The sequence below is a fragment of the Labrenzia sp. THAF191a genome, from assembly GCF_009363335.1.
Taxonomy (GTDB): domain Bacteria; phylum Pseudomonadota; class Alphaproteobacteria; order Rhizobiales; family Stappiaceae; genus Roseibium; species Roseibium algicola.
The window spans coordinates 26,663-41,925 of sequence record NZ_CP045333.1; the positions used below are offsets into that span (position 1 = coordinate 26,663).

13 protein-coding genes are annotated in these 15,263 nt (G+C 60.0%); 3 read left to right on the top strand and 10 right to left on the bottom strand.

Annotation, left to right across the window (positions count from 1 at the left end; translation table 11 throughout):
* The 6 genes from FIV05_RS00160 to FIV05_RS00185 all read right to left on the bottom strand — a co-directional run bounded on the left by FIV05_RS00160 (nt 1) and on the right by FIV05_RS00185 (nt 6,308).
* Nucleotides 1-930 carry a 3-keto-5-aminohexanoate cleavage protein gene (locus FIV05_RS00160; RefSeq protein WP_062490162.1) on the bottom strand — a complete coding sequence of 310 codons (930 nt, stop codon included), beginning with the start codon at nt 928-930 and terminating at the stop codon, nt 1-3.
* A 10-nt stretch (nt 931-940) separates the two neighbouring features.
* Nucleotides 941-2,296 (bottom strand): aspartate aminotransferase family protein, encoded by a 1,356-nt coding sequence (locus FIV05_RS00165; RefSeq protein ID WP_023001911.1) that lies wholly within the window; start codon nt 2,294-2,296, stop codon nt 941-943.
* Entirely contained in the window at nt 2,293-3,378 is a 1,086-nt protein-coding gene (locus FIV05_RS00170) for an ABC transporter ATP-binding protein (protein ID WP_152508269.1), read from the bottom strand. Before FIV05_RS00170 ends, FIV05_RS00165 begins: the two co-directional genes overlap by 4 nt.
* An 86-nt stretch (nt 3,379-3,464) precedes the next feature.
* Nucleotides 3,465-4,604, bottom strand: coding sequence for an extracellular solute-binding protein (locus tag FIV05_RS00175; protein ID WP_152508270.1), 1,140 nt, complete (start codon nt 4,602-4,604; stop codon nt 3,465-3,467).
* Nucleotides 4,605-4,656: 52 nt separating this feature from the next.
* Nucleotides 4,657-5,442, bottom strand: a complete 786-nt coding sequence (locus tag FIV05_RS00180) for an ABC transporter permease (RefSeq protein WP_055657952.1) — start codon at nt 5,440-5,442, stop codon at nt 4,657-4,659.
* A complete protein-coding gene (locus FIV05_RS00185; RefSeq protein WP_031269698.1) occupies nt 5,442-6,308 on the bottom strand; it encodes an ABC transporter permease in 867 nt (288 codons plus the stop codon). The genes FIV05_RS00180 and FIV05_RS00185 overlap by 1 nt, the downstream gene beginning before the upstream one ends.
* A 108-nt stretch (nt 6,309-6,416) precedes the next feature.
* Between FIV05_RS00185 and FIV05_RS00190 the strand changes: the two genes are divergently transcribed.
* The 3 genes from FIV05_RS00190 (at nt 6,417) to FIV05_RS00200 (ending at nt 10,144) form a co-directional block, all read left to right on the top strand.
* Nucleotides 6,417-7,385 carry a LysR family transcriptional regulator gene (locus FIV05_RS00190; protein ID WP_152508271.1) on the top strand — a complete coding sequence of 323 codons (969 nt, stop codon included), beginning with the start codon at nt 6,417-6,419 and terminating at the stop codon, nt 7,383-7,385.
* Between the two features lie 163 nt (nt 7,386-7,548).
* A complete protein-coding gene (locus tag FIV05_RS00195) occupies nt 7,549-8,631 on the top strand; it encodes an OmpA family protein (RefSeq protein WP_152508272.1) in 1,083 nt (360 codons plus the stop codon).
* Nucleotides 8,632-8,638: 7 nt separating this feature from the next.
* On the top strand, nt 8,639-10,144 hold the full coding sequence (locus FIV05_RS00200; protein WP_152508273.1) for a caspase family protein: 1,506 nt from the start codon (nt 8,639-8,641) through the stop codon (nt 10,142-10,144).
* A gap of 47 nt (nt 10,145-10,191) precedes the next feature.
* Here the strand turns inward: FIV05_RS00200 and FIV05_RS00205 are convergent, their stop codons facing one another.
* The 4 genes from FIV05_RS00205 to FIV05_RS00220 form a co-directional block, all read right to left on the bottom strand.
* On the bottom strand, nt 10,192-10,848 hold the full coding sequence (locus tag FIV05_RS00205) for a class I SAM-dependent methyltransferase (protein WP_152508274.1): 657 nt from the start codon (nt 10,846-10,848) through the stop codon (nt 10,192-10,194).
* A 32-nt stretch (nt 10,849-10,880) separates the two neighbouring features.
* On the bottom strand, nt 10,881-12,143 hold the full coding sequence (locus FIV05_RS00210) for a DUF3419 family protein (RefSeq protein WP_152508275.1): 1,263 nt from the start codon (nt 12,141-12,143) through the stop codon (nt 10,881-10,883).
* 243 nt (nt 12,144-12,386) lie between these two features.
* Complete coding sequence (locus FIV05_RS00215) at nt 12,387-13,595, bottom strand: L,D-transpeptidase (protein ID WP_209009813.1); 1,209 nt, start codon at nt 13,593-13,595, stop codon at nt 12,387-12,389.
* A 264-nt stretch (nt 13,596-13,859) separates the two neighbouring features.
* Nucleotides 13,860-15,191: a dihydroorotase gene (locus FIV05_RS00220; RefSeq protein WP_152508276.1), complete on the bottom strand. Its 1,332-nt coding sequence runs from the start codon at nt 15,189-15,191 to the stop codon at nt 13,860-13,862.
* Nucleotides 15,192-15,263 lie beyond the last annotated feature (72 nt).

Consider the following 15,263-nt stretch of genomic DNA (forward strand, 5'->3'; position numbering starts at 1 on the left):
TCAGAAGGCCGTCTCGCCGGCCCCTTTGAGGCCCAGCATCTGCCGGGCTTCTTCCGGTGTTGCGACCGTTCGCCCGAGTTCCTCGACAATCTTGCGGATCTTGGTGACCTGCTCCGCGTTGGAGCGGGCCAGCTCACCCTTGGCGATGTAGAGATTGTCCTCCAGCCCGACACGGACATGCCCGCCCATGCTGGCAGCAATGGTGGCGAAAGGGATCTGCTGTCGGCCCGCCGCAAGAACGGAGAAGATATAGTCGTCGCCAAAAAGCTTGTCCGCCATCCGCTTCATGTGCTGCAGGTTTTCCGGGTCCGCACCGATACCGCCCAGAACGCCGAAGACGAACTGGATGAAGTACGGCGGCTTGACGAGACCCCGGTCGGCGAAGTGGCGCAGCATGTAAAGATGCCCGACGTCGTAGCACTCGAACTCGAAACGCGCACCGCGCTGCTGACCCATCTGCGTCAACACGAATTCGATATCCCGCGGTGTGTTCTTGAAGACGAGATCATCCGTTCCGCGCAGGAAAGGCTGCTCCCAGTCATGCACCCACGCGTCGTAACGGTCGGCCAGCGGATAGAGCGCAAAGTTCATTGTGCCCATGTTGAGCGAGCACATTTCCGGTTCTGCCTTCAGCGGACCGGCAAGCCTGTCTTCCAGGCTCATGATCGCGCTGCCACCGGTGGACAGGTTGAGCACCGCGCCGCAGCCCGCCTTGATCTCCGGAAGGAAGGCCATGAAGTCGGCCTCCCGTGCCGACGGCTGGCCGGTTTCCGGATTTCGGGCATGAAGATGCAGGATTGCGGCGCCCGCCTCGGCAGCGCCTATCGCCTGGCCTGCAATCTCGGCAGGCGTCACCGGCAAGTGAGGCGACATGGTGGGTGTATGAATGGAGCCCGTGACGGCACAGGTGATGATGATCTTGTCTGTCATGTCTTGAATGTCAGCTGGCTCTGGCCTGTTGCTGCGAAATCCTGTCGAGAAACTGGCGGAGAGAAAGGTCGAGACCTTCGATGATCTCGGCTACATGATCCGGTGTCGAGATCATGGGGGGCGCAATCAGGAAGTGGTCGCCGCTGTAGCCGCCCCGCGTCCGGCGGGAATAGATGATAAGGCCATTCTCATAAGCAATATCGACCAGTTCGTTGAAGGCGTTCAGTTCCTTTGCGAGCGGTCTCAGGCTTGCTCGGTCCTCGACCAGTTCGAAGGCCAGCAACAGCCCTTCGCCGCGTACGTCGCCGATGATCGAATAGCGGTCCATCAGCTTTTTCAGTTCGCTCTTCAGGAGCGCCCCGGTCTCGGCCGCGTTCTGGCACAGGTTTTCCCGCTCGATCTCTTCCAGCACCGCCAGACCGGCAGAGCAGGCAAGCGGATTGCCGGCATAGGTGAAACCATGCAGGAAACCGCCATTGTCGAGCACGTTGGTGACGATGTCCTTGTGCGCAATCATGGCGCCCAGAGGCGCATAACCAGCAGCAAAGCCTTTGGAGATCACCAGAATATCCGGATCGACATTCCAGTGTTCACCGGCGAAGAACTTTCCGGTCCTCCCGCCACCGGTCATGACCTCGTCATGGATCAGCAGGACGCCATAGCGCGTACAGATCTCGCGAATGCGTTGCATGTACCCCTTCGGCGGCACGAGCGCGCCGGTGGAGGCGCCACCGATCGGCTCGACAATAAAGGCCAAGATCGTTTCCGGGCCTTCGGACAGGATCTTTGCCTCCAGCATGTCGGCGTAGTGTCTGCCCGTTGCCTCGTCGTCCGGATCCAGTCCGTCGAGATAGGCACGCGGTGCCGGGATCTTCGGCATCGGCCGCATCATGGGGTCGAACGGCGCAGTAAGGGGTGCGTAGCCTGTCAGGGCCAGAGCGCCGAGCGTGCAGCCGTGATAGCTCGGTTCGCGCGAGATGATCTTGTAACGCTGCGCCTGTCCGATCGCGATGGCGTTCTGGCGGGCCAGCTTGATGGCGCTCTCCACCGCTTCCGACCCGCCGGAAACGAAGAAGACCTTTTCCAGCCCCTCGGGCGCCAGTGCGGCGGTCCTGGCGGCCAGCAGTTCCGCAGGCTCTGTCTCGAAATGGAGGCGGTAACCGAAGGTGGACTTGTCCATCTGCTTGCGCATTGCCTCCAGCACGCGCGGGTTGGAATGGCCGATGTTGCAGACCATCGCCCCGGACGAACCGTCGAGATAGCGCTTGCCGTCGACGTCCCACATGTAGACACCGCGCGCCTGGTCCAGAACGGGCCGGCGCTGACGAGACTGATAGAACAGATGAGAGGTTTGCGGACGGCTCATGAAGCAGCTCCAGGCAGGGCTGCGCAGTCGCGCGGACGGAAGCGAACGGAGACATCCGAGCCTTCCTCGAAAGGGTGCTGATCGATCATGTTGATCACCTGAAGTTGCTGGTCGCCGACACGCACGAAATACCGTGCCGCCTGCCCCTGGTAGTCCACCGCCTCGACCTTGCCGTCGAGCGCGATGCGATCATCCGCCGGAGCGGATTTTTCCGCCAGCAGAAGTTTTTCAGCCCGGATAACAAGCTGTGCAGGACCGGCCTGCGAAAGATTGGGGGCCTTTTCCCTCGGCACATTGATCTTGCCGAAGTAAGGCAGTTCAAGGGACAGCTCATGCCCGTTCACCGCCTGGCACGTCGCTGGCAGAATGTTGGAGATGCCCAGGAAGCGCGAAACGAACTCGCTTGCAGGCGTGTTGTAAACCTCCTGCGGCGTGCCGATCTGCTCCACACGTCCGTTGGACATCACCACGATCCGGTCGGACATGGCGAGCGCTTCGGACTGGTCATGGGTAACGAAAACGGTGGTGATGCCGATCTGATGCTGGATGCGCTTCAGCTCGACACGCATGTCCTCGCGCAAGTTGGCGTCGAGCGCGGACAGCGGTTCGTCCAGAAGCAGCACGTCCGGCTCTATGACGATGGCCCGCGCCAGCGCGATACGCTGCTGCTGACCACCGGAAAGCTGCTTGGGATAACGGTCGCTGACATGGGGAAGCTGAACCAGTTCCAGCGCATCGCGCACTTTCTTTTCGGCATCCGCCTTCGGGATATCGCGGTATTTCAGGCCGAAAGCCACATTTTCGGCAATCGTCTTGTGCGGAAAGAGCGCGTAGTTCTGGAACACGAGACCGAGGTTTCGCCTGTGGATCGGCACATCGTTGATGCGTTGACCCTTGATGGTGATATCGCCTTCGGAAGGATCGATGAGACCGGCGATCATCCTGAGGGTGGTCGTCTTGCCACATCCGGAAGGGCCGAGCAGCGTTACGAAGCTTCCGTCCGGGATGTCCATGCTCATCCGGTGAACGGCGGTAAAGCCACCGAACTTCTTGACGATATTGTTGAGGGAAACCGCGCTCACGCAAATTCTCCAGGTCCTGGGGAGAAGACGACCTTCCGGCAATAACTGCCGGAAGGTACTGGGTCAGTGATGGGGCCGTACCGGGCTCAGTACCCCTTCTGGATCCGTCCGAACATCTTGGACCAGTCCTGTTCGTGACTGTTCCAGTATTCCGGATTGGCGAAGGTCAGACCGTCAAGCGTGCCGGTCGGATCGAACGCCGGAAGAGTCGGGATCTTCTTGCCGAGATCGACCTTTGTCGGGTCAAGCGCCGGCGGGTAGTTCTGGCCTTCGGCGACCGCGATCGAGGTTTCGGGCGCCAGCATGAAGTTCAGGAGTTCCTCGCAGGCTTCCATTGGCGAGCCCTTGATCACGAACAGGCATTCCTGCCAGCCGAAACCGTTGGGCGGATCGATATAGCCGATGTCATGACCCTGCTCCTGAAGGGCGTAGATCCGGCCGGACCAGCCCTCGGTAACGTAGATTTCCTCTTCGGCCAGAAGGCTCATCAGTTCCGCACCGGACTGCCAGTATTTCAACAGCAGATCGCGGTTGGTGCGCACAGCCTGCCAGACGGCATCCATATCCGTTGCGTTGTTCGGATCCTGATCGGTCTGCAGCGATGCGTACCAGATGCGGGTGCGCCAGTCGGACCAGCCGCCGATCTTGCCCTTGTAGGCTTCGTCGATCAGGAGCTTTGCACCCTTTTCCTTGGCTTCGTCGTCGGAGATGTATTTCCGGTTATAGGCAATGCCTGTGGTGCCGTAGTCATAAGGCACGCAGGACAGCTTGCCGTCGGTGACACCGCGGAAGACGTCGGTGAGTTTCGGGATCACGTATTTCAGGTTCGGGATGTTGTCCTCGTTGAGCGTCGAGTTCAGCCCGAGATTGACATAGCGTGCGTAGTCGAAGACGCCTGACAGGTGCGCGATATTGTATTCGCCTTCCTGGCTGGCCTTGACGCGCGACAGATATTCATCACCGCCGCCGAACGTTCCGTCGACAACCTTGATGCCGGTCTCTTCGGTGTAGGGATCGAAGGCATATTTGCGGAAGGCTTCCGAGACGACCCCGCCCCAACCGTCGAAGCGGACTTCCTCCGTCGCGGCCATGGCATGGCGGGCAAAGGGTGTCTGCACACCGTAGGCCAGACCGGCTGCCCCGATCAGCCCGAGAAACTTGCGGCGGTCGAGATCACCGTTGAGATAGCGTTCGCGCAGACGCTCATAGCGTTTGGTATTGTCCATCTTGTTTTCCACTCTGGTTCTTGTGTCGGTTTCTTGCTTTGATCACGCGGTTCTAACCGCCGCGCTGCATGGCCATCCGCCGGGCGATTGCCAGCCCGAGAAGCGGCAGGCCGACGGTCAGGAAAATCATCACGGTGCCGAGCGCGTTGATCTCCGGGGAGATGGAATTGCGCAGCATGGCAAAGATCTGGGTGGGCACGGTTTCGACGCCGCCCGGCTTCCAGAACAAGGTACCGGTGATATCGTCGAAGCTGATCGTGAAGGCGAAGAGCATGCCGGCGAAGACCGCCGGGGCCAGCAGCGGCAGCGTGATCTGGAAGAAGGCCTGCACGGGACTTGCGCCAAGGCTGAGTGCGGCTTCCTCGTAGTCGCGGCGGATGCCGACAAGGCGGGCCTGCACCACCAGGATGACGAAGGGCAGCGTGAAGATGACGTGCCCCATCAGGAGCAGGAAGAAGCTCTTGTTGATCGACAGGAAATTCAGGAACAGCAACAAGGCGACCGCCAGCACCACCTCCGGCACCAGGATCGGCGCAATCAGGAGGGTGGAGATCAGGTTGCGGCCGGGCACGTCGTAGCGCACCAGGGCAAGACTTGCCAGAACACCAAGTGTCGTGGAAATCAGCGCGGTCAGGGCACCAAGGACAATCGAGGTCTGGAACGCCCGCAGGATGGCGTCGTTTCCGGCCAGTTCGACGAACCAGCGGAACGAGAAGCCGGTCATCGGAAAGCTGCCGAACTGGCTGGCGTTGAAGCTGAGCAGAACCACCACCGCGACCGGCAGGAACATGAACAGATAGACCAGCAGCGTGTAGGCCCGGATCAGTTGCCACCCCATCAGCCAAGCCCCTTCATCAGTTGACCCATGCCGAGATAGTGGTTGTAGATCAGCACCAGGGCGCCGAGGACGGCGAGCAGCATGAGCGAGAGCGCAGAGCCGAGCGGCCAGTTGAGCTGTGTGATGATCGCCTCGAAAACGAGATTGGCGAACATGGCGTCCGTCGGACCACCCAGAACCAGCGGCGTGATGTAGGTACCGGCGCTCAGCACGAAACAGAGCAGACCACCCGCGGCGAGCCCCGGCAGGGACAGCGGCAAGGTGACTTCCCGGAATGCCTGCCAGCGGGTGGAGCCGAGGGAACAGGCCGCGTCCTCCAGCGAAACATCGATCCCTTCCAGCGCCACATAGACGTTCAACACCATGAAGGGCAGCAGGAAATGCACGAGGCCGAGGATCACGGTCGGCTCGTTGTAGAGCATCTGGACCGGTTCGGAGACGATGCCGAGGTTGAGCAGGGCCCAGTTGACCGCACCCGATACACCCAGGATGTTGATCCAGGACATGGTCCGGATGATGTAGCTGATCCAGAACGGCAGCATCAGCAACAGCAGCAGCAAGGCCTTGTTGCCACGCGAACGGGCAATGAAATAAGCGGCCGGATAGCCCATGACGGCACAGGCAAATGTGGTGATTGCGGCAATCCGCAACGTACCAAGCAGGATGTCCCGATAGAACGGATCGGTCAGCGCCTCGTTCCAGTTGTCCAGGTAAAAGCCCGCCTGGTCAGCGCCCGTGGCCGTGCGCAGCCAGAACGAATAGACGACAATAAAGACGAGCGGCACGAAAAGCAGCAGCCCCACTGCTGTGAGCGCAGGGGAAAGGAGTATCCATGGCTGTCGTTTTTCCCGCGCCTCGACGCTCATGCGCTCAAACCCTGCCAGATGCCTTGTCAAAATTGCTTGACTTCAGCGTCGCAGGCAGGTGTTCATTGATCAAATAGATAATGAAAATTATAACTATAGATCTGATCAATGGCAGATGGATTACGCCCGATCCAGGCAGAGCGGCTTGCCCGCGAACTGGACTGGAACCTGCTGAGAACCTTCATCGTCCTGGCCCAGTCCGGAAGTGTGACGCGGGCGGCAGACAGACTGCGCCTCAAGCAGCCCACCGTTTCCAGCGCACTGAAGCGGTTGGAGGACCGGTTGGGACGCAAGCTCATCAATCGCAAGCCGGGTCAGTTCGAGCTGACGGAAGCCGGCCAATTGCTGTTGAAGGAAGCCATCGAGATCCAGGGTTCCATCCTGAGGCTCGGGACCCTGATGCGTGACGTCACCGACGAGATCCGCGGCCACGTCGAAATCGCCATGGCCAGTCACGTGGTTTCGCCGCTCTATGACGACACTCTGCGCGAGTTTCACGAACGGCACCCGGCCGCAACCCTCACCATCAACGTTTCGGCCAGCAAGGACGCACTGGAAGCCGTCACGTCCCGCCGGGCTTCGCTCGCCGTCTGCCTGGTGCGCGAACGCAATCCAAAGCTTGAGTACCTGCGCCTTTTCCGGGAGTTTTTCGGCCTCTTCTGCGGTCCGCCTCACCCGCTTTACGGCAAGACCAACCTGACAAAGGCCGACCTTGCCGGCCAGTCCGCTGTCAGCTTCGTGACCGACCGGCTGGAAGACGCCCTTCGTCCGGTAACGCTGATGCGGGCGGAAGCGGATCTTGAAGACCGGATCGTCGGCACATCGGCCAACCTGGAAGAAGTCCGGCGCATGATCATTGCCGGACTGGGCATCGGCCCTTTGCCCGTCCACGTTGCCAAGCGGGACATTCGAGAGGGTCTTTTGTGGCAACTCCCACCCTATGACGCGCTGCCGGAGATCGACGTTCATGTGGTCTGGAACCCGAAGGCGAAACTCAACCGCGCCGAACAGGCCCTTCTGGACATGCTGCTGGAAAAGATAAGGCAGACGCCGATAGAGGAGCGGACCTATCGATGACATACATCGTGGAGCACTGGCCAGCCGGCTTCTTTACCAACCCGAGCGACCAATACGGGAAACCCGGTAGCGGCCCGTTGCATTCCCCCGCTGACGTTGTAAAACTTTCAGGACGTTACGAAAAATTGGCGATCAACGCCGTCCGGGTCGAAGGGGTAGGAAGATGAATGGTGTGCGGTTCGCCTGGAAAATGCTCTTCCTTGCACTGGTAACAGTGGCCCTTCTTCAGTCGCCTGCCAATGCGTCAGAAGATTTCCTTGAAGGCGGCTGGACCCTGCAACGGGATGCATCGTCCCTGCGTTTCCAGTCGGTCAAGAACCTGACCATCGTTGAATCCAGCTCTTTCGCGGAATTTGAAGGCGGCATAGACGATACCGGCAACGCCAGGGTCCGCATCTTTCTTGATTCGATCGATACGAAAATCGACCTCAGAAACGTGCGCATGCGGTTTCTCTTCTTCGAAACGTTCGAGTTCCCTGAAGCCGTCATCACGACGAAAATTGATGCGTCAGCCCTGGCTGACCTTCCTACCGTCAAACGCAAGACGATCCCGCTTGCTTTCAATCTCGATCTTCACGGCGTCTCAAAACCGTTCGAGGCCAATGTTACGGTGACCTATCTGAGCGAAGACCTGGTTGCCGTTTCGAGCACCGCGCCGGTGTCTGTCGCAGCTTCCGACTTCGCCCTCGGTGGCGGTATCAAGAAGCTCGAGGAAGCCGCTGGCGTCGTCATCGTGCCATCGGCAACGGTCTCTTTCGATTTCGTCTTCGCCCGCAAATCGGGCGAAACGGAGGAGGACGATGCCGACGACCAGACCCAGCAGGCGGCCGCTTCTCAGCCAGCCGCAAGCACCGCGCTTGAACCGCAAGGCAACCTGGACAACGAGGCTTGCACCGGCCGGTTCGAGATCCTGTCCCGCACGGACAACATTTACTTTCCAAGCGGCAGTTCGCAGCTTGATCCGCGGAGCCAGCCACTCCTGAACAGCCTTGTTGACATCATCATGAGATGTCCTGAGCTGACCATTGAAGTCGGAGGACATACCGACAGTGACGGCAGCGATACATCGAACCTGGCCCTGTCCGAACGCCGGGCGGGTGCGGTCAAGCAATACCTCGTCTCCAAGAACGTTCCCGACAGCAGGATCAGGAGTGTCGGGTACGGTGAAAGCCGTCCCGTAGCTCCGAACACCTCTGCGGAAGGAAAGCAACGCAACCGGCGGATAGAGTTTGTCGTTGTCGAATAGGTCCAACATGAACCGCTTTGCAATCGCAATCCTCCTGGCACTGACAGTGACCATTGCTGCGCTGTCTGAGAGGGCTCACGCGGAACCACGACTGGCTCTGGTTGTCGGCAATGGCGCCTACACGACTGTCACACCGCTGGACAATCCGGTGAACGACGCAAGCCTGATGGCCGACGCGCTGCGCAAGGTCGGCTTCGAGGTAACCCTCGTCACCGACTCCAGCCAGAACGAGATGATCACGGCGATTTCGCAGTTCGGCAGCAAGTTGCGGGCCGCGGGTGAGGATGCAACCGGGCTGTTCTATTATGCCGGCCACGGTGTGCAATCGTTCGGTGCAAACTTTCTCCTGCCAGTCGATATCGAACTTCAGGATGCTGCCGACCTCAGCCTGGTCGGTGTCCCTGCACAGGCCGTTCTACGGCAGATGTTTTCAGCGCGGAACCGGACCAACATCGTCATTCTGGATGCCTGCCGAAACAACCCGTTCGTTTCCATCCCGGACCTCAGCGACAACGGTCTGGCAGAAATGAAGGCTCCAAGAGGCACCTTCCTCTCCTATTCCACCGCACCGGGCGACATCGCGCTCGATGGTATCGGCGGCAACAGCCCCTTCACCGAAGCGCTGGCCCGGCACATGCCGACACCCGGCATGCCCGTCGAAACCCTTTTCAAGGCGGTGCGGGTCGATGTTCTGAAGGAGACCGGCAACCAGCAGACCCCTTGGGATACATCCTCCCTCACCGTGGATTTCCAGTTTGTCCCGGCCAAGGCGCCCTCGGCAGAGGAAGTCGAATTGCGCCAGATCTGGGACACGGTGAAACTCAGCAAGGACCCCTTGCAGGTCCTCCTGTTCCTGCGCGCGCATCCGGACAGCAGATACTCCGCAGAAGCCAGGGAACTCCTGACGGCCCTGATGGAAAAGGAAACGCAGCCCGCCGCGCAGGCGACACCTGCCCCGCAACAGGAATCCGAACCTGTCACGCCCCAGACAAGCGAGCGTGACATGATCGAAACAGCGCGCCGAGAGGGAACCGCAAGCGCCTATCAAACCTATCTGGATGCATATCCGAACGGTGCCTTTGCCGAACTCGCTCGCCTGGAGCTGCAAACGATCGTCAACAAGGAGCAGAGCACGGACCCGGTCGCCAATCAGCCGCAACAGGAAGACGCGCCGGCCATCGCCGAGCAAGGCTCACCTGCCGCCGATCCGGGGGAACCGTCAGCCGTCATAGCATTCAACGCTCCCCTTGCCATGGGAGAGCCGGATATCGCCACCCGAAGCATTTCGGAGCTGATCACCGGATCGCCGAAATTCCCGCCGATCGAGGGTCTGCCGGAAGCGGTCTGGAAGGACAAGACTTGTGCCGCCTGTCATCAATGGGAGCAGGCGAACCTGTGCGACCAGGCCAGGACCTATGTCGCAGACAAGTCCAGAACCATCGAGAAACAGCACCCCTACGGCGGCACTTTCAAGAATGCGTTGCGGCTTTGGGCCGAACAGGGGTGTCCGTAACTTCGACGCCGGGTCTGTAGCGATCCGACGTGTTTTGCGTGCGTCGGTTACTGCGATTTCGAGATCACCGCATAGTCCGAGTAGCCGGCATAAAGGCGATGGAAAGAGGCAACTGCGCCGATGCTGGCAGCCAGGGCCTTCAACTCGTCCTCCAGGTCGGCTCGCGGAGATACGTGGAAGGATTTGAGCCAGGCAAACAGCACGCGCTTGAACCAGCCAGGCAAGCGTTCCTGCTGACCGAAATCGACCACGTGGATCCGCCCTTCCGGCGCCAGCCGCGCGGCACCTGCCGCCAATGCTTCGCGCCAGATCGGGATCATGGACAGCGTATAGGAATAAAAGACGCGGTCGAAAGCCGGAACACCAAAACCTTCCGTTGCCGCCGGGTTTGCGGCATCGCCTTCCACAAGCGCGATCCGGTCTGTCAGGCCTGCCTTGTCGATGTTCTTCTGCGCGGTTTCCAGCATGTTCCTGGAAATGTCGAGACCGTAGAAACGAACGTCCGGGTAGGCTTTTGCAGCCGCTATCATGTTCCGGCCGGTGCCGCAGCCAAGTTCCAGTACGACGCCATCTCGCGGCGGCTGAAGCTCGCGGATCAGCTTGTCGCGCCCGAGCAGGTAGAACTTGCGGGTCAGGTCGTAAAAATGGCGCTGATGGCGATAGACGGTATCCATCAGCCGGGCCGTTTCGACGGCTTGGGTCATGACGCTATGTTTCCGTACGCAGGACGGCCAGCTTAGCCGTTGAACACATAAAGATGGAAGCCACCATAAATGGAGGAGCGGTCCTGACGGCCAAGCTCCAGGCTTTCCTCTTTCTCGTAGGTCCAGCGATTCAGGATCTGGTCGGATACGCGGCCCGGCAGAAGTGTCGGTTCGGCAGCGGTGCGGAAGATGACCCGGGCACCTGGAAGCGCGGTCCGTGTTATCTCGGTCCAGAGTGCATTGAGCTGATGATCTGTCATCCAGTCCTGGGCGTCCAGCAGCACATAGGCGTCTAGCGTATTGTCCTGAACCGACTGAAGGTGTTCGGTAAAATTGCGATTGAGCACACGGACCCGGCCCGCACGCTGACGGATTTCCTCGAAATGCTCGCGCTTGAGGTAAGGCGGCAACGGTCCGGCTGGACCGGTGCTGTCCTGACCGCTTGGAGCATAGCCACGGCCGAAGGCCTGCCAGGCGAAATAGTTGTCCTGCATGGAGAAGTCGCAAGCGAGTTTTTCAAGCCGCTGACGCAGAACCGCAGACATGTCGCGTTCGGCACTGGCCGATACCAGGGCGTCATACTGCGCAGGCGGAATGCCGAGGCCGTAGAGCGACATCTTCTTGGACGTTGCCCAGCGCACCAGACGCTTGTCGAACAGCGGTGCCAGTGCGGTATCGAAGAAGGTGCGCTGTTCCTCCAGCGACCTGGTCTTGACCATGTGCTTCGGATCGATGCCATAGAGCCTTGCCACGAGGTGTCCTGCTCCGATGCAATAGCCCAGCAGACCGTGATGATAGAGGTCGCGCGAGAACAGCGTGATCCTCTTGCGGCCCCAATTGGCCATGTCACGGCCTTCCCAGTAGGCGACCGTTTCAGGATCGAGCTTGTCTTTCAGGAAACGCTGATAGGCGGCAACATTGGCCTTTTCGTCTGCTTCGCCGAAGAACCTGTAGAAGATCTCGTAATTCGGCAGATGCTTGGCTGCCGCCAGTTTCAGCCGGCCCAGCGCCACATGTGCACGGTTGAGGTCCACCGCAGTGATCTCGGCCGGATTTGCCGTCAGGTAGGACATGACGTTGCAGCCGCCCGACGCGATCGTGATCATTCGGGAGTCCGGCGTCAGGCGAAGAGCCCTCATGTCCACATCCGGATCTTCCCAGATCTGCGGATAGACAAGGCCCTTGAAGGCGAATGTGAACAGCCGCTCGAGAAAACCGTCCTTGGAGGTGGCTTCGGAACGGTGAACCGCATTCTTGAGACGTTTCTTCGATGCGGTGAGCGTGCTCTGCGCCATGTCTTTCTCCCGAGTCACCTGCGCCAATAAACTGCCTTCCGATACGTGACGGACGCGACAGTTTGGTGACGTTTGCGGAGAATCGAGCCGTTATCCGGATAATAAACTGCCGGTGAGGACCTGCCTCAGTGTTCCAGGCGTGTCTTCGCCGAGGGAGAGCCTTCCTCCCCTGCGGAAATGAAACAAAAAGCCCCCGCCGAAGCGGGGGCTGTGTTTCCGTCCAGACCGTTGGGAGATCCGAACCTAGCGCGTGATAACCACGAAGTCGGTGCCAAGACCCGTGTTGCGGGTGAAGTTTCGGTCCGTGACCGTCAGGGACGAACCCGGGGTCAGCATCCTGGAAACTTCAAGCGCCACCTTCTTGGACATCTCGATCCGGTCGAGAACGTCCATCGACGCGCCACCGCGTTCACCTTCCGCAGATACCGCCATCCACTCGACCGACGAGTCGCCGGGCTTGAAATCCATGGCAGTGAAAACGTGCGTTCCGATTTCCTGGTCGATATCCTTGATCGAGACAGGGGCGGAATAGACATCGCGGAACTTGCGACGGATCCGCAGCGTTGCATTCTTCGGCTCTTCGTATCCGGCATCGGCATGGATGCGGACCTCAAGTGCATTGGTCAGCTGACCGGTTACCGGCAGCTCGGCACCTTCCTGGTACAGGCTGATTGCTGCACGGGTCTTGCGACCCATGACACCGTCTTCCGGACCGGCATTGAAGCCCATCTGGTTGAGCAGCTGTTGCAGCACCTGAATACGGCTTGGTGCTTTCTGCGGCGTGATGATCATCCGAAGAGGCTGATCGAAATAAGGATTTTCCGGTTGTACGGCCGGCAGGTTAGCCTGCAGGGGCGCTTCCTGAATGGCACCACGCAGCGCCGGATCGGCTGCAATGGTCTCGTCCGTCAGGCTTGCGACCTCGGTTTCAGGCACATAGGGCTGTGGCAATACAGCGTGATGCACACCAAGCGGGTTCGCCTCGCCCCGTGTCACGACAACATGCATGCCGCGCTCGGTCATGCTGTAAAGCGACTGTGCAAAGGCTTTCGGAAGACGAATGCAACCGTGCGAAGCCGGATAGCCGGGCAACCTGCCGACATGCAGGGCAATGCCCGACCATGTCAGACGCTGCATGAATGGCATCGGCGCATTGTCATAGAGGTTGGAAAAGTGCTTACGCCTCTTTTCCAGAATGGAAAACACACCGGTCGGTGTGCTGTGGCCGCGCTTCCCGGAGGAAATCGACGACACTTCGATCAGATCCAGGCCGCGATAGACCTTGATCTTCTGCTCGTCCAGCGACACCAGCATGTGCAATGGCGGTTCGCTTGCCACATCCGTTTCCGGAGCGGCGTCGCGCGCGAATGCGGCCGACATGGCGGCGAACGAAATAACTGCGGCACCGGTCAGGTTGAGCAGCGAGCGCTTGTGCCTGCTCCGGCTATTCATTTCCAATGACAACATCCCTGAGCTCCCCAACGCAAATACCCATAAAGCTCGATTAAAACTGTAACCGACACCTGTGTAGATCGGGTTAGGAAACACGGTTACTTATTGGTTTCCTTCGACCTTTCAGCCGCAAAATCGCACATTACCCAGCTCGCGGCTGTTATTCACATCACATTTTGTACAGCTAGCAGCCACAACGTGAACGGGGCCTGAATGGGGAAAACGGCCCATTCACGCCAACGGTTCCCGCAGGAGTGGCTTTTCTCAGGCTTTCAGTCCGTCCAGGAAACGGACGGGTTCGCCGCGCGAGGGTGTCGTCAGTTCACCGTCCCACATGACGCGCTGCCCGCGGACAACAGTCCCAACCGGCCAGCCGGTGACGTCCTTGCCGTCATAAGGTGTCCAGCCGCACTTGGAGGCGATCCACTCGTTGCGGATCGTCTCCTTGCGTTTCATGTCCACCACGGTGAAGTCGGCATCGTAGCCGACTGCGATCCGGCCCTTGAGTGCCGTCTGGAAGAGACGGGCCGGGCCTGCACTGGTCATGTCGACAAAGCGCGCGAGGCTGAGACGGCCTGCGTTGACGTGATCCAGCATGATCGGAACCAGCGTCTGCACACCGGTCATTCCGGACGGAGACGCCGGATAGGGCTTCTGCTTTTCTTCCAGAAGATGCGGGGCATGATCGGAACCGAAGATGTCGAGAATGCCCTGCTGCAAGGCCCACCAGAGACGTTCCGAGTGGCGCGGTGCACGTACCGGCGGGTTCATCTGAACCAGCGTACCCAGCCGGTGATAGGCTTCGTCCGTCAATGTCAGGTGGTGCGGTGTCACCTCGATGGAGGCGACATCCTTGTGGTCGATCAGGAAATCGACCTCCTCTGCCGTAGACAGATGCAGAATGTGGATCTTGGCGCCGGTTTCGCGCGCAATGCCCACAAGACGCTGGGTGCACTGGAGCGCTGCGATCTCGTCACGCCAGATCGGATGGGAGCTCGGGTCGCCTTCAACACGCTCTCCGTGACGGTCGCGCAGGCGGAACTCGTCTTCGGAGTGGAAGGCCGCCCGGCGGCGGGTTACGGACAGGATTTCCTTCACGCCCTGGTCGTCTTCCACCAGAAGGTCGCCGGTGGAAGACCCCATGAACACCTTGATGCCCGCTGCCGCCGGCAGTCGTTCCAGCTCGGGAATGTCCTTGACGTTATCCCGCGTGCCGCCGACCCAGAAGGCAAAGTCGCAGTGCATGCGGTGGTGTCCACGCCGCACCTTGTCGGCAAGGGCTGCCTCGGAGGTTGTCAGCGGATTGGTGTTCGGCATCTCGAAGACCGCGGTGACGCCGCCCATGACGGCAGCACGGGAACCGGATTCCAGGTCTTCCTTGTGGTCGAGACCGGGCTCGCGGAAATGCACCTGGGTGTCCATGACGCCCGGCAGGACATGCAGGCCCGTGCAATCGACCGTTTCGCCTGCCTGTGAAGCGTCGAAGGTGCCTATGCCGACAATCCGGCCGCCGCGAACAGCGACATCACGCTGCCCCTCGCCGTCCTGATTGACTACGGTTCCGCCCTTCAGGATCAGGTCATAGGTCGCGCTCATGTGGCTCCTCCGCGTTAATTCGGGTCTATCGGCAGGTCGGTTTAACGGGCTTATACGCGGCCCGGCGGCAAA

Coding starts and splice junctions, on each gene's coding strand:
- FIV05_RS00210 (WP_152508275.1), bottom strand. CDS start 12,143: ATGGCGCAGAGCACGCTCACCGCATCGAAGAAACGTCTCAAGAATGCG.
- FIV05_RS00160 (WP_062490162.1), bottom strand. CDS start 930: ATGACAGACAAGATCATCATCACCTGTGCCGTCACGGGCTCCATTCAT.
- FIV05_RS00175 (WP_152508270.1), bottom strand. CDS start 4,604: ATGGACAATACCAAACGCTATGAGCGTCTGCGCGAACGCTATCTCAAC.
- FIV05_RS00180 (WP_055657952.1), bottom strand. CDS start 5,442: ATGGGGTGGCAACTGATCCGGGCCTACACGCTGCTGGTCTATCTGTTC.
- FIV05_RS00195 (WP_152508272.1), top strand. CDS start 7,549: ATGAATGGTGTGCGGTTCGCCTGGAAAATGCTCTTCCTTGCACTGGTA.
- FIV05_RS00200 (WP_152508273.1), top strand. CDS start 8,639: ATGAACCGCTTTGCAATCGCAATCCTCCTGGCACTGACAGTGACCATT.
- FIV05_RS00165 (WP_023001911.1), bottom strand. CDS start 2,296: ATGAGCCGTCCGCAAACCTCTCATCTGTTCTATCAGTCTCGTCAGCGC.
- FIV05_RS00215 (WP_209009813.1), bottom strand. CDS start 13,595: ATGAATAGCCGGAGCAGGCACAAGCGCTCGCTGCTCAACCTGACCGGT.
- FIV05_RS00220 (WP_152508276.1), bottom strand. CDS start 15,191: ATGAGCGCGACCTATGACCTGATCCTGAAGGGCGGAACCGTAGTCAAT.
- FIV05_RS00205 (WP_152508274.1), bottom strand. CDS start 10,848: ATGACCCAAGCCGTCGAAACGGCCCGGCTGATGGATACCGTCTATCGC.
- FIV05_RS00185 (WP_031269698.1), bottom strand. CDS start 6,308: ATGAGCGTCGAGGCGCGGGAAAAACGACAGCCATGGATACTCCTTTCC.
- FIV05_RS00190 (WP_152508271.1), top strand. CDS start 6,417: ATGGCAGATGGATTACGCCCGATCCAGGCAGAGCGGCTTGCCCGCGAA.